Source organism: Pseudoalteromonas gelatinilytica (assembly GCF_001641615.1).
GTDB classification, from domain to species: Bacteria; Pseudomonadota; Gammaproteobacteria; order Enterobacterales; family Alteromonadaceae; genus Pseudoalteromonas; species Pseudoalteromonas gelatinilytica.
The window spans coordinates 116,974-130,465 of sequence record NZ_LRRU01000022.1; the positions used below are offsets into that span (position 1 = coordinate 116,974).

The window sequence follows — 13,492 nt, forward strand, 5'->3', positions numbered from 1 at the left end:
CTTTATACACTTAGTCCATTTTATATAGAAGTTTAGAATCCAGTTTATGAAGCATATCCGTAATTTTTCGATCATCGCCCATATTGACCATGGTAAATCGACTCTCTCTGACCGTCTTATCCAAGTCTGTGGTGGTTTAACAGACCGTGAAATGCAGCAGCAGGTGTTAGACTCAATGGACATTGAGCGTGAGCGTGGTATTACCATCAAAGCGCAAAGTGTAACGCTAAATTATAAAGCGAAAGATGGCGAAACATACCAGTTAAACTTTATCGACACGCCAGGACACGTTGACTTCACTTACGAAGTTTCTCGTTCACTTGCAGCCTGTGAAGGTGCACTTTTAGTTGTTGATGCGGGTCAAGGTGTTGAAGCTCAAACTTTGGCTAACTGCTACACAGCAATCGAAATGGATTTAGAAGTTATTCCTGTTCTAAACAAAATCGACTTACCACAAGCCGATCCACTTCGTGTAGCTGAAGAAATTGAAGATATCATTGGTATTGATGCCCTAGATGCTGTGCAATGTAGTGCGAAAACCGGTATTGGTATCGAAGACGTACTTGAAATCATTGTTAAAGATATCCCGCCACCAGAAGGTGACAAAGATAAGCCACTACAAGCGCTTATTATTGACTCATGGTTTGACCCATACCAAGGCGTTGTATCACTTGTGCGTATCAAGCATGGTGAATTACGCTCGGGTGATAAAATTAAGATCATGTCGAATGATCAGGTTCATATCGCAGATAAAGTGGGTATTTTCACACCAAAACAAACTAACACGGGTATCCTAAAAACCGGTGAAGTAGGCTTTGTTATTGCGGGTATTAAAGAAATCCATGGTGCACCAGTAGGTGATACCATCACTTTACAACGTAATTCTGCTCCTGAGCGTTTACCTGGCTTCCAACGCATTAAGCCGCAGGTTTATGCAGGTATGTTCCCTATTTCATCAGATGACTATGAGTCTTTCCGTGATGCGCTTGATAAATTAAGCTTGAACGATGCGTCGTTATTCTTTGAGCCAGAAAACTCTACAGCACTAGGCTTTGGTTTCCGTTGTGGCTTCTTAGGTATGCTACACATGGAAATCATCCAAGAGCGTCTTGAGCGTGAATACGACATTGATCTTATTACCACTGCGCCAACAGTAATCTACGAAGTAGAAACAAAAGACGGAACTAAACAGATTGATAACCCGTCTGACTTACCACCGGTAAACAACATTATTGAAATCCGTGAGCCAATCGTTGAAGCTAACATATTAGTTCCACAAGAGTTTTTAGGTAACGTAATTACACTTTGTGTTGAAAAACGTGGTCTACAAACTAAAATGAGCTACCATGGTAAGCAAGTTGCGGTGACATACGAATTACCGATGGCTGAAGTAGTCATGGACTTCTTCGATAAGTTAAAATCAACAAGCCGTGGTTTTGCATCGCTTGATTATAACTTTAAGCATTTCCAAGCTTCAGACATGGTACGTGTTGATGTACTTATTAATGGTGAGCGTGTTGATGCGTTAGCGATTATCGTACACCGTGATATCGCTCAATCACGTGGACGTCAGTTAGCTGAAGCACTGAAAGATTTAATTCCACGTCAGCAGTTTGATATTGCGATTCAAGCGGCAATTGGTCAGCATGTTATTGCTCGTACAACCGTTAAGCAATTACGTAAAAACGTAATCGCGAAATGTTACGGTGGTGACGTGAGCCGTAAGAAGAAACTGCTACAAAAACAAAAAGAAGGTAAAAAGCGAATGAAGCAACTAGGTAACGTTGAAGTACCTCAGGATGCATTCTTAGCTATCCTTAAAGTTGGTAAATAATTAGAAGTAAATAAAGGAATTAATGCATGGCGGGTTACTTTTCTATTTTCTTAGTGTTGCTAACGCTAGGCTCAGGATTAATTTGGTTAATCGACCACTTTATGTTTGCGCCAAAACGTCAGCAGCGCATTGCCCTTGCTCAAAATGCAGCAGGTGGTGAATTAGACGAAGAAACCGCAGCATTAATTGCGCCTGAGCCAAGTATCACTGAAACGGCTAAGTCAATTTTTCCGATGATTGCAGCGATTACGATTTTTCGCTCTTTCATTTTTGAACCGTTTCAAATTCCATCTGGCTCAATGATGCCAACCCTATTAGTGGGTGACTTCATTTTGGTACAGAAGTACTCATACGGCATCAAAGACCCAATTTGGCGCAGCCAGTTAGTTGATGTAAGTGAACCTGAGCGTGGTGATATTGTGGTATTTAAATACCCATTAGACGAGCGTGTTGATTACATTAAACGTACGATTGGTTTACCGGGCGATAAAATTGTTTATCGCAATAAGCACCTTTATATTCAGCCAAAATGTGCAGAAGGTGTGACGCAGCAAGGTGATTTGCTGTGTAATGAATACAACAAAATTGATATGGAAATCCTCAATAGTGACGAGTTCAAGCAGGGTTCGATGAATTTAGTGCGCTTAGAAGAAAACCTAAGCACAGTGAATCATAATATTTTGATTAACCCGCAAGCTCCTGAAATGAAAGGCCGTTATTATCAACAACCGGGTACACGCTCAGACGAGTGGGTTGTTCCTGCCGATCATTATTTCATGATGGGTGATAACCGTGATAATAGCCAAGACAGTCGCTTTTGGGGCTTTGTACCAAAAGAAAACTTGGTAGGTAAAGCCGTCTTTATATGGATGAGTTTTGAATTTGAAAATGGCCCAGATGACTTTTTACCAGGCTGGGTTCCAACTGGTGTTCGTTTTGAACGCCTAGGTAATATTCAGTAACGATGAAAAAAAACGTAACAGAGTTATACAACAAAATAGGTTATACATTTACTGATCAAGCTTTGCTTGAGCAGGCAATGACGCACCGCAGTCATAAAGGCCAACATAATGAGCGCTTAGAGTTTCTGGGCGATTCAATTTTGAGCTTTGTGATTGCGAATGCGCTTTATACTAAATTTCCAAAAGCACGCGAAGGTGATTTAAGCCGCATGCGTTCGACCCTAGTGCGAGGTCAAACCTTGGCTGAATTTGGCCTTGAGTTTGGCTTAGGCGATTACTTACGCTTAGGTCCGGGTGAGCTTAAAAGCGGTGGTTTTCGCCGTGAATCAACCCTTGCTGATGCCGTAGAGGCGATTATTGGTGCGGTGTTCTTAGACTCAAACATTGAACAATGTGGTGAGTTAATTTTAAGTTGGTACGAGTCGCGTCTTGACGCAATTTCACCGGGCTTAAATCAAAAAGATCCGAAAACATTACTTCAAGAATACTTACAAGCGCGCAAATTATCGTTACCTGGCTACACTGTAATTGATACAAAAGGCCAAGCGCACAATCAAACATTCACGGTTGAATGTATTGTTGAAGGGATGGATAGCATTATCTCAGTAGGTAGCTCACGTCGTAAAGCTGAGCAAAAAGCCGCTGAAAAAGCCTTAAAGATACTTAAAAATGAATCTTGATGATTTAATTAGCAAAGAACCTGCAGAGCTAGATACGCACTGTGGGATGGTTGCCATTGTTGGCCGCCCAAATGTAGGTAAATCAACCTTACTTAACTATATTGTTGAGCAAAAGGTGTCTATTACTTCTCGTAAGCCACAAACCACGCGTCACCGTATTATGGGTATTCATACCGAAGGTAAATACCAGGCTGTTTATGTGGATACACCAGGCTTACACGTAGAAGAAAAACGCGCAATTAACCGTTTAATGAACCGTGCTGCATCAAGCTCAATTGGCGATGTAGAACTGATCATCTTTGTGGTTGAAGGCACACACTGGAACGAAGACGATGAGATGGTACTTAACAAAGTACGTCAAAGTGGTCGCCCAGTGTTATTAGTTATGAATAAAATTGACCAAGTGAAAGACCGCGATTTAGTGCTTCCGCACATGCATTTCTTGGGCAATAAGTTTGATTTTGTTGGTATTATTCCTGTTTCTGCGAAGCAAGGTAAAAATATTGAATTAATCAAACAAGAAGTAACCAAACGTCTGCCGCTTTGTGAGTTTTACTTCCCTGAAGATTACGTTACGGACCGCTCAATGCGTTTTATGGCGGCAGAAGTGATCCGTGAAAAGCTGATGCGCTTTATGGGCGATGAGTTACCGTACTCAGTGACCGTTGAGATCGAGCAGTTTAAATGGCAAGAAAACGGCGTTTGGCAAATCAATGGTTTGATCCTAGTTGAGCGTGAAACGCAAAAGCGTATGGTGATCGGCAATAAAGGCGAAAAGCTTAAAGTGATTGGCCGTGAAGCCCGTAAAGATCTTGAAGGCATGCTTGATAACAAAGTGTTTTTAGAACTTTGGGTAAAAGTGAAATCAGGTTGGGCCGATGATGAGCGTGCACTACGTAGCCTTGGCTATGGTGAAGACTAAGTAAAGTCCTACACGCCATGGATAGCGAATTCTACACAGCATACTTGCTGCACCGACGTCCATTTAGTGACTCGCAAGTCATGCTTGATATGCTGGTAGAAGGCGTAGGTCAGCTAAGAATGCTGGCTCGCATTAGTGGCCGCCAGGCCACTAAACATAAAGCACAATTACAACCTTTCCAATCACTGCTTGTACAATACAGCGGTAAGTCTGATTTAAAATACATCAATCGTTTTGAGCCCCATGGCGGGCAAACAATGTTAAAAGGCACCGAGCTCTATTGCGGCTTCTATATGAACGAATTAACCAATCGTATCGTACCTATCAATGAGCCGATGGAAAGCGTTTATCATTTGTATAAACAGCATCTTGACGAGTTATCAACCACTAAAAACCTACAAGCAGTGCTGCGTTCTTACGAGTTTCAACTTTTAGAGATGCTGGGTTATGGCGTTGATTTTAGCGTTGATGCCGAAGGGGATGAAATAAACGATGCAGCAAATTACCAGTACTTTGCTGAATACGGTTTTTTACTGCATGACGACCCTCATAGTGGTTTTTCAGGAAAGCAATTAAATGCCATAGCGGCTCATGACTTTAGCGCCCCTGATGTGTTATATATGGCAAAGCAATTAAGTCGATACCTACTCAAGCCTTTACTTGGCAAAAAGCCATTAAAAAGCCGTGAGTTATTTATTAAGTAGGCTGATGAACAGCCTTGAATCGTTGTTTTAAACAGGTAAAAAAATGAAAGATATTCTTCTTGGTGTAAACGTTGATCACATTGCCACTTTACGCCAAGCGCGTGGCACGAGTTACCCAGATCCTGCGCATGCTGCAGCTGTTGCAGAGCATGCTGGTGCAGATGGTATCACCATTCATTTGCGTGAAGACCGTCGTCACATTCAAGACCGCGACGTATATGTGATGGCAAAAACGATTCAAACACGTATGAATCTTGAGATTGCAGTCACCGATGAAATGATCGACATCGCCCTTGAAGTGAAACCTGCTTATGTTTGTTTAGTGCCTGAAAAGCGTGAAGAGCTTACCACTGAGGGTGGCCTTGATGTTGTGGGTAATTTTGAAAAAGTAAAAGCAGCTACAGAAAAGCTAACAGCAGCAGGAATTAAGGTTTCGTTATTCATTGATGCTGACAACGCGCAACTTGACGCTGCAAAAGCATGTAATGCTCCTTACGTTGAAATTCACACCGGTGCTTATGCCGATGCTGAAAATGACGAAGAGCTTCACACTGAGCTTGAGCGCATTCGTAGCGGCGTACAATATGCTGATAGCCTAGGTTTAATCGTAAATGCAGGTCATGGTCTTCATTATCACAATGTAAAACCCATTGCGGCAATGCCAGAAATTTATGAGTTAAACATTGGTCATGCGATTATTGCCCGTGCAGCGATTGATGGTTTAGAAAAAGCAGTCAGCGATATGAAACGTTTAATGATTGAAGCAAGACTTTAGCTGACGGCTTTAATAAGAGCCAGCAAATTTCAATACTGAACGCGGTGGAGATAATATCCACCGCGTTTTTATTTGTTCAGGTAAACAATAAATTCTGAGAGGTAGGATGATAACAGTGGCGATAGGCAGAGTAGGGTTACTATGTAATGATGTTTTTTCTTGAAACTTTTCAAAACACCATCATCTATGGCCGAAAATTCACCTTTCTTAACTGAATGAAACACAATTGAGTTAGGTTTTACTCCCATTAAACGGGCTTTATTCTCGTATTCTTGCCATTGCTCTGTGTAATTGATCTTTACGTAATCGTTTACCATTCCACCAAGCTTTTTATAACTGAGAATAAACCAAAAGAACGATAATGATGTAAAAATCAAAAATAAAATAAAAAACATTAATCTTCCTTGATATTCATGCTAACTTTTATCGTTGTTGCTCAACCATTCCCGCATCACTTAACAAATTATTCAGCTCATCAATTAGCTCAAATAATTCAGGTTCAATGTAATTTAAATCGCAATCGCTTTTTAATGCTGTTTCGAGGGTTTCTGCGAGGGATTTAAGTTTGGGGACGCCGGTGTAACAACATGCGCCATGGAACTTGTGGACTATGCTAAGTACATGTTCACAGTCTTCTTTTTCTATAGCTTCATTGAGTAGGCGTAAGGTCTCAGGCACGCTGAGTAATAGCATGTTGAGCATTTCAAGCGCTAGCTCTTCTTTACCGCCAGCGCGTTGAAGTGCCAATTGCCAATCGAGGCGGGCGCTTTCAAATGGGGGCTCTGAAGCTACTGTGGCAGTTTTGCTGCGTTCGCGATTAATCGGCGATTGCGGGCTATGATCGCTGATTATTTGTTTTAGCATATCTTCATCAATAGGCTTAGTTAAGTAGCCTTTAAAGCCATCTTTAAGCAGTTGCTCTTTTTCACCTGCTAAGGCGTGAGCGGTTACCGCAATGATAGGCGTATCTTCATTAAGAGATGACTCACGTATGAGTTTGCATGCTGTAATACCATCCATAATTGGCATTTGGATGTCCATGAAAATCAGGTCATATTTGTGGCTTTTACTTAAGCTGTAAGCTTGTGAGCCGTTGTGTGCGGTATCAATTAGCTCAATTTGTTCTTCAAGCAAGGTACAAATAAGTTTTAGGTTGGCATCGTTATCGTCAACAACCAGTACTTTTAGTGGTAATAACTTTTCATCACCTTGCTCAATATTATGCACCGGGTGATCAAGGCGGTAAGGCGCAGCAAGTACCTCACATAATTTACGGTGGTTAAGCGGTTTGCTCAAGCAAGCATCTGCACCACTACCAACAAAGGCTTCACGCATATTATGCGAAACGGTATTGAGCATAATGTATAAATAATCAGTGACAGGGCGCACTGCTTTTACATAACTCTTCAGTTGCTGCATATCGTCGATTGTGGCGGTATGGCCAATAATACAAATATCGTAGCTGAAGTCTTTGTTGATCTCATTTAAGAAGCTTTCTTCATCCATGCAGGCGGTAACGCGAGTTTGCCATTCATGCAGTAGCGATAACGTTGCTTGATGGGTATGCTCATGAGGCTCAAGATACAGAATACGTTTATTGATCAGTGATTGGGTCGGTAAGTCACTGGTAATTGAGTTACTTGGCGTTCTGAATACGGCATTAAACGTAAAGCAGGTACCATTACCAGGTGCTGAGTTTAGAGTAATGCGGCCATTCATCGCTTCAACAATATGTTTAGTGATGATTAAACCAAGGCCTGTACCACCAAATTTACGGGTGATACTCGAGTCTGCTTGGCCAAATGGAGTAAATAGCGCATCTTGTTTATCCATTGGGATACCCACACCGGTGTCGGTCACAGACACCAAAATAGAGGCGCGCTCTTCATCCAATAAACGGTAGCCAACATCAACCTTGATAGAGCCTTTTTCAGTAAACTTAATGGCATTACTTAACAGGTTGATCAAAATCTGTTTGAAGCGTGTCGGATCGCCAGTGAGGTTATCAGGCACTTGCGGGTGGATAAATATAGAGAGTTCAAGTTGCTTTTCGTGAGCACTTGGCGCCAGTAAGGTTAGTACTTCGTTTATATTATCACGGAGCTGAAACTGCATTGATTCTAGTTCCATGGCACCGGCTTCTAATTTCGAAAAGTCGAGAATATCACTGATAATAGTCATTAAGCTGTTAGCCGAAAGCTCGATGGTATCGAGATAATCTTTTTGATGCTTATTTAGCGGAGTCTTATAAAGCTGGCGTGTAAAACCAATTACACCATTTAACGGTGTACGTAATTCGTGACTCATTTTAGCTAAGAAGTCAGATTTAACTCGGTTCGCATCTTGCGCGTCTTTTTTAGCAATACTTAACTGAATATTTTGGGTTTCGTATTGTTCGAGTGTTTCGCGATAATCTGAGGTTGCTTGGTCAATGTGTTTTTGCATCTCATCACGTTGCATGACCATGGTTTCAGAAATGGTGTTTAAGCCTGCGCGTAGTAATTCAAACTCACCAAACATTTTTTGGTCAAGCCCCGTATCGACTTTACCTTCAATAAGCTTGTCGGTAGCTAGTACTAACTTATTAAGTGGCTGAATAAACATACGAGTCAATCTAAATGCTAGTACGGTCGCAAGTATTAGCGCCAGTAAAATTACCACGCCACTGACCAGTAAGGCTCGTTGCTGGCCAATAATGGCTTGTTGTTTATTGAGCATGATCACCACAGTACCTAGTGATGCTTGATAGCTGTGATGATTCCAAATCATGTCTTGGCGGCTATGATTAATTATCGCAGTAGAGAATGTTAGATAGTGCTCAGAATTTTGTACTTGAATGCCATCCATGCTGTTTGCATTGCTTTTGACAATTTCTTTGAATTCACTTTGGTATTTACTAAAAATCACCAACTCATTGTTTTCATCGAAAATAGCAATGGATTGGATAGCAGGGGAGTGTTTGTTATGTGTATGACTCACTAAGCGAGTTAATAAGGCTTTATCACGCTTTATTAAAGGCTGCTCAACGGCAATCGCGAGGGGCTCAATGATAGTTACACCCTGCTGATATAAAATTTCATCGAGCTCAATGTAACGATTTATTGTAAAATAACCGCCCAGCAACAAGCCTATGATCACAGTCGGTATAAGTGTAAGGGTTAAGACTGAGTCACGTAAGCCAAATTTAGTCATAAAGAATGTTGTTATCATTATTATCGTTGTTTAAGAGTATATACTTACTCCCGCTTTATCAATAATTAAGGTGTTGCCCGATGGCACAGATTTTCAAAGCCAAAAAAAAATCCGTTTCGCAAAAAATGCTAACCCTCAATGTCACAGCTATGGACCACCAAGGACGAGGCGTTGCTAAGCAAGGAAATAAAGTCTGTTTTGTTAATGGTGCTTTACCGGGTGAAGAAGTAAAAGCCTTGTTGATTGAAGATAAAGCGCGCTTTGCCAGTGCAGATTGTAAAAAAGTGCTATCAGCCTCAGCGCATAGGGTTACTCCTTTTTGCCAGCATTATCAAGTGTGTGGTGGCTGTCAGTTACAACACCTTGATGCAAAGCAGCAACTCGTTGAGAAGCAAGCAGCGGTGAGTCAGCTATTTAGTAAATTTGCTAAAGCCGATGACTTAAATTGGCAAGCACCTTTGCTCAGTGATGAGCATCATTATCGTCGCTCTGCGCGTATTGCTGTAATGCACGACAAAGCCGCCAAAAAAATGCGAGTGGGGTATCGAGCTCAAGGCTCTAAGCAACTGGTTAGCATTGAGAACTGTGATGTACTTACTGGCACTTTTAGAGATGTTTTTACGGTCTTTGATGTTCTTATCAACAGCCATTCAGGCCTGAGTAGTATTAGCCACTTACAATTATGCGAAGCTGATAATGCAGCCTTTGTGGTCATTAGGCACACGAAAGCTATTAATCAAGAGTTAAAAGCCATTGTCGTCGCGGCCTGTAATGAATATAGCTGGCGTGTTGTTTGGCAATCACAAAGCGGTGAAATTGATCACAGTGACCACCCTATGCCGTACTACCAGATACCAGGTTATGATTTACGCTTTGAATTTGGCCTTGAAAACTTTATTCAGGTTAACCCGCAAGTGAATCAAGCCATGTTGCATCAAGCAAAACAATGGTTAGATTTACAAGGTCATGAGCAGGTACTGGATTTATTCTGTGGTATTGGTAACTTTTCATTATTGATTGCAAAGTATGCTAATTATGTTATTGGTGTTGAAGGGGTCGATTCTGCGGTTGCATTAGCAAAACAAAATGCGCAAACTAACTCATTGTCGAATACCGATTTTTATTGCTTTGATCTAACACAATCAATGCAATCAGCTGCTTGGTTTAGTGCCAAACTTGATGTGTTAGTGCTTGATCCATCACGTACTGGCGCAATGGCCATTTTAGAGCAGCTACCACTTACTCAGTTTAAAACGATTTTATACGTCTCTTGTGATCCTGTTACTTTAGCCCGTGACAGTGCAATTATTCTACAAGCAGGCTTTAGCATTGAAAAAATTGGGCTTATGAATATGTTCCCACATACCGGGCATATTGAAACGATGGCGTTATTTCACAGGAGGTAAAGCGCACATGGTAGCCACTAGACAGTCACATCAGCTAACAAAGCCGAGTGATTTTGCCAGCCGTATCGAGCTGTTAGCGCTAACAGAAGACAAACATACCTTATTAGAGCAGGCTCACCAATTGTGCCTGCATTGCGATGATGCAAAACGTGAAAACACAGCCATTGAAATGGTGGAGATTTTAGCTGAGCTTAATTTAGATGCAGACTCGCTTGCGACAGCATTTTTAACGCCTTATTTTTTAGCTGAAAAAATCTCGATTGAGACAGTCACCGACAAGTTGGGCAATCACGTTGCATTATTACTAACAGGCGTAAGCCAAATGGCCACCATTAGTACCTTAGCCCATCAAGGCAAAGGTACAGTGCAAATCGATAATATCCGCCGTATGTTACTAGCCATGGTTGAAGATGTGCGCGCCGTGGTGATCAAACTGGCAGAACAGGTCTGCCACTTACGTGATGTGAAAGACGCCAGTGAAGAAGAGCGCGTTATTGCCGCTAAAGAAACTCGCGATATTTTTGCACCCCTTGCTAACCGATTAGGCATTGGTCAGCTTAAATGGGAGCTTGAAGATCTTTCGTTCCGTTATCTGCACCCAGAGACTTATAAAAACATCGCCAAACAGCTGGATGATAAGCGCCTTGCTCGTGAAGCTTACATGGAAAACATGGTTGCTTTAGTCAAAGCACGCTTGGCTGAAGCAGGTATTGAAGGTGAGGTATATGGGCGACCAAAGCATATCTACAGCATTTACAAAAAAATGGCGCAGAAGAACTACGAGTTCGATCAGCTTTTCGATATTCGCGCTATGCGCATTGTGGTAGAGCGCCTACAAGATTGTTATGCGGCGTTAGGTATTGTGCATACCAATTGGCGTCATTTAAATAAAGAATTTGATGATTACATAGCAACACCAAAGCAAAACGGTTATCAGTCGATTCATACCGTGGTATTTGGCCCTGAAGGTAAAACTGTCGAAATCCAAATTCGTACGAGCGACATGCATCAAGATGCAGAGCTGGGCGTTGCTGCGCACTGGATGTATAAAGAAGGTGCACTACCAGGGCGTGGTTCAGGCTATGAGCAAAAAATTAGTTGGTTACGTAAGTTACTGCAATGGCAAGAAGAGGTTGTTGATGGTAGTGACTTAGCTGAAGAGCTCAAAAACCAAGTTGTTGAAGACCGTGTTTATGTGTTCACGCCAAAAGGCGATATTTATGATTTGCCACTGGGCGCGACACCGCTTGATTTTGCTTATTACATTCACTCAAATGTAGGGCACCGCTGTATTGGCGCAAAAGTGTTTGGCAAAATTGTGCCTTTCACTTACCAATTAAGTACTGGTGATCAGGTTGAAATTCTAACTCAAAAGCAGCCTAACCCAAGCCGTGATTGGTTAAACCCATCGCTTGGTTATATTAAATCATCACGAGCACGCTCTAAAATCCATCATTGGTTTAAGCAGCTTGATCGGGATAAAAACTTAAGTGCTGGTAAAGAAATTCTTGAAACTGAGCTCCAAAAGTTAGATTTAACAACCAAAGATCTGGCGCCTGCAATCGAGCGCTTTAATTTACGCGGCCTTGAAGATTTGATGGTGGCAGTAGGCGCAGGTGATGTTCGCTTAAATCAGTTATTAAACTTTATTAGTGATCGTGATGATGACGAACCGCAAATTAAGTTTAAAAAGCCAAAAAGTGTCTCTGGTGATAAGAACGGCATTGTTGTTGATGGGGTAGGTAGCTTAATGAGCCATGTTGCGAAGTGCTGCCGACCGGTGCCTGGCGATGAAATCATTGGCTATATCACCCAAGGGCGTGGTATTGCCGTTCACCGTGAAGATTGCGATTCGTTTGAAAAGCTTAAGAATAATCATCCTGAGAGGGTGATATCGGTAAGTTGGTCAGATGATATCAATGGCTCTTACTCATTAACGATAAAAGTAGAAGCAACGGATCGTTCAGGGCTTATTCGAGATATCAGCTCAGTACTTGCCAATGAAAAAGTGAATGTGCTGAACATGAACGTTAACACGGTTGAAGATAAACAGCTTGCTCTGTTTTCAATGCAGGTAGAAGTGCATGACTTATCAAGTACCAACCGCTTATTGTCGAAGCTTCACCAAATAGAAGGTGTTCATGAAGCAAAGCGTGGTCATTCGTAATGGCAGATAAACACGCTATTGAGCAATCGCTTGCAATTATGGCCAAACTGCGGGACCCAGACTCTGGGTGCCCGTGGGATTTAAAGCAAGATTTTAAATCCATTGTGCCGCACACCCTTGAAGAGGCTTACGAAGTAGCAGACTGCATTGAAAAAGGTGAACTTACAGAGCTTAAAAGTGAGCTTGGTGATTTACTGTTTCAAGTTATTTTTTATGCTCAACTTGCTAAAGAGCAGGGCTTATTTGATTTTGCCGATGTGGCCAATACGCTTAATGAAAAACTAGTCCGTCGTCATCCCCACGTCTTTGCAGAGCAAAGTGAACTGTCGGATGCAGAGCTTTCAGCGCAGTGGCAAGCTATAAAAGCACAAGAGCGAGCAGAAAAATCAGCCTCGCCACAAATGAGCCTGTGGCAAGACATTCCGGATGCAATGCCAGGTCTTTCAAAAGCGAAGAAGATTCAACAGCGCGTAGCAAGCCTTGGTTTTGATTGGCCAAGTTATCATGGTGCACTTGATAAAGTTGCTGAAGAAGTCGACGAAGTAAAAGAAGCGCTGGCTCATGATCCATACTCAGAGCACAGTGCAGAAGAGCTTGGCGATTTACTGTTTGCAACGGTAAATGTAGCCCGTCATATTAAGCGCGATCCAGAGCAATTATTACGAAGTGCCAATGCTAAGTTCGCGTCACGCTTCGAAAAAGTGGCTGCTTACCTAGATGAACGTGGCCAAAGTTTAGAAACGGCTAGCCTCGAAGAAATGGACAACGCATGGGAAGCCATTAAAAAGCAGGCAAACTAAGTCAGTAATGATACAGCTTGGGTACAGTGTAACCGAGCTCGTTTTTTGTG

Annotated in this window: 11 protein-coding genes; 9 read left to right on the forward strand and 2 right to left on the reverse strand. The window is 42.0% G+C overall.

The window, feature by feature from the left end:
* Nucleotides 1-46 precede the first annotated feature (46 nt).
* Genes lepA through pdxJ form a run of 6 tightly spaced genes read left to right on the forward strand, consistent with a single transcriptional unit; the run spans nucleotide 47 to nucleotide 5,877 of the window.
* Nucleotides 47-1,834: a translation elongation factor 4 gene (gene lepA, locus NH153_RS17795; protein ID WP_063706453.1), complete on the forward strand. Its 1,788-nt coding sequence runs from the start codon at nucleotides 47-49 to the stop codon at nucleotides 1,832-1,834.
* Between the two features lie 26 nt (nucleotides 1,835-1,860).
* Nucleotides 1,861-2,796: a signal peptidase I gene (gene lepB, locus NH153_RS17800; protein WP_063706454.1), complete on the forward strand. Its 936-nt coding sequence runs from the start codon at nucleotides 1,861-1,863 to the stop codon at nucleotides 2,794-2,796.
* A 2-nt stretch (nucleotides 2,797-2,798) separates the two neighbouring features.
* Entirely contained in the window at nucleotides 2,799-3,476 is a 678-nt protein-coding gene (rnc, locus tag NH153_RS17805) for a ribonuclease III (RefSeq protein WP_054554337.1), read from the forward strand.
* A complete protein-coding gene (era, locus tag NH153_RS17810) occupies nucleotides 3,466-4,398 on the forward strand; it encodes a GTPase Era (protein ID WP_063706456.1) in 933 nt (310 codons plus the stop codon). The genes rnc and era overlap by 11 nt, the downstream gene beginning before the upstream one ends.
* Nucleotides 4,399-4,415: 17 nt before the next feature.
* A complete protein-coding gene (recO, locus tag NH153_RS17815) occupies nucleotides 4,416-5,102 on the forward strand; it encodes a DNA repair protein RecO (RefSeq protein ID WP_063706458.1) in 687 nt (228 codons plus the stop codon).
* A 43-nt stretch (nucleotides 5,103-5,145) separates the two neighbouring features.
* Nucleotides 5,146-5,877 carry a pyridoxine 5'-phosphate synthase gene (gene pdxJ / locus NH153_RS17820; RefSeq protein ID WP_054554340.1) on the forward strand — a complete coding sequence of 244 codons (732 nt, stop codon included), beginning with the start codon at nucleotides 5,146-5,148 and terminating at the stop codon, nucleotides 5,875-5,877.
* A gap of 68 nt (nucleotides 5,878-5,945) precedes the next feature.
* On the opposite strand, the gene NH153_RS17825 is transcribed toward pdxJ, so the two are convergent.
* Both NH153_RS17825 and barA read right to left on the reverse strand, forming a co-directional pair.
* Nucleotides 5,946-6,272: a hypothetical protein gene (locus NH153_RS17825; protein ID WP_063706460.1), complete on the reverse strand. Its 327-nt coding sequence runs from the start codon at nucleotides 6,270-6,272 to the stop codon at nucleotides 5,946-5,948.
* A 28-nt stretch (nucleotides 6,273-6,300) separates the two neighbouring features.
* Entirely contained in the window at nucleotides 6,301-9,069 is a 2,769-nt protein-coding gene (barA, locus tag NH153_RS17830; protein ID WP_063706462.1) for a two-component sensor histidine kinase BarA, read from the reverse strand.
* An 80-nt stretch (nucleotides 9,070-9,149) separates the two neighbouring features.
* On the opposite strand from barA, the gene rlmD reads away from it, so the two are divergent.
* From rlmD to mazG, 3 genes are read left to right on the forward strand one after another with little or no spacing between them, the layout of a single operon-like run.
* Complete coding sequence (gene rlmD / locus NH153_RS17835) at nucleotides 9,150-10,475, forward strand: 23S rRNA (uracil(1939)-C(5))-methyltransferase RlmD (protein WP_063706464.1); 1,326 nt, start codon at nucleotides 9,150-9,152, stop codon at nucleotides 10,473-10,475.
* Between the two features lie 7 nt (nucleotides 10,476-10,482).
* Nucleotides 10,483-12,642: a GTP diphosphokinase gene (gene relA, locus NH153_RS17840; protein WP_063706466.1), complete on the forward strand. Its 2,160-nt coding sequence runs from the start codon at nucleotides 10,483-10,485 to the stop codon at nucleotides 12,640-12,642.
* Entirely contained in the window at nucleotides 12,642-13,442 is an 801-nt protein-coding gene (mazG, locus tag NH153_RS17845; protein WP_063706468.1) for a nucleoside triphosphate pyrophosphohydrolase, read from the forward strand. Before relA ends, mazG begins: the two co-directional genes overlap by 1 nt.
* The last annotated feature ends 50 nt before the right edge of the window (nucleotides 13,443-13,492 follow it).

Bases quoted from the DNA above. Each gene is read 5' to 3' on its own strand.
- lepA (WP_063706453.1), top strand. From the start codon at position 47: ATGAAGCATATCCGTAATTTTTCGATCATCGCCCATATTGACCATGGT.
- lepB (WP_063706454.1), top strand. From the start codon at position 1,861: ATGGCGGGTTACTTTTCTATTTTCTTAGTGTTGCTAACGCTAGGCTCA.
- rnc (WP_054554337.1), top strand. From the start codon at position 2,799: ATGAAAAAAAACGTAACAGAGTTATACAACAAAATAGGTTATACATTT.
- era (WP_063706456.1), top strand. From the start codon at position 3,466: ATGAATCTTGATGATTTAATTAGCAAAGAACCTGCAGAGCTAGATACG.
- recO (WP_063706458.1), top strand. From the start codon at position 4,416: ATGGATAGCGAATTCTACACAGCATACTTGCTGCACCGACGTCCATTT.
- pdxJ (WP_054554340.1), top strand. From the start codon at position 5,146: ATGAAAGATATTCTTCTTGGTGTAAACGTTGATCACATTGCCACTTTA.
- NH153_RS17825 (WP_063706460.1), bottom strand. From the start codon at position 6,272: ATGTTTTTTATTTTATTTTTGATTTTTACATCATTATCGTTCTTTTGG.
- barA (WP_063706462.1), bottom strand. From the start codon at position 9,069: ATGACTAAATTTGGCTTACGTGACTCAGTCTTAACCCTTACACTTATA.
- rlmD (WP_063706464.1), top strand. From the start codon at position 9,150: ATGGCACAGATTTTCAAAGCCAAAAAAAAATCCGTTTCGCAAAAAATG.
- relA (WP_063706466.1), top strand. From the start codon at position 10,483: ATGGTAGCCACTAGACAGTCACATCAGCTAACAAAGCCGAGTGATTTT.
- mazG (WP_063706468.1), top strand. From the start codon at position 12,642: ATGGCAGATAAACACGCTATTGAGCAATCGCTTGCAATTATGGCCAAA.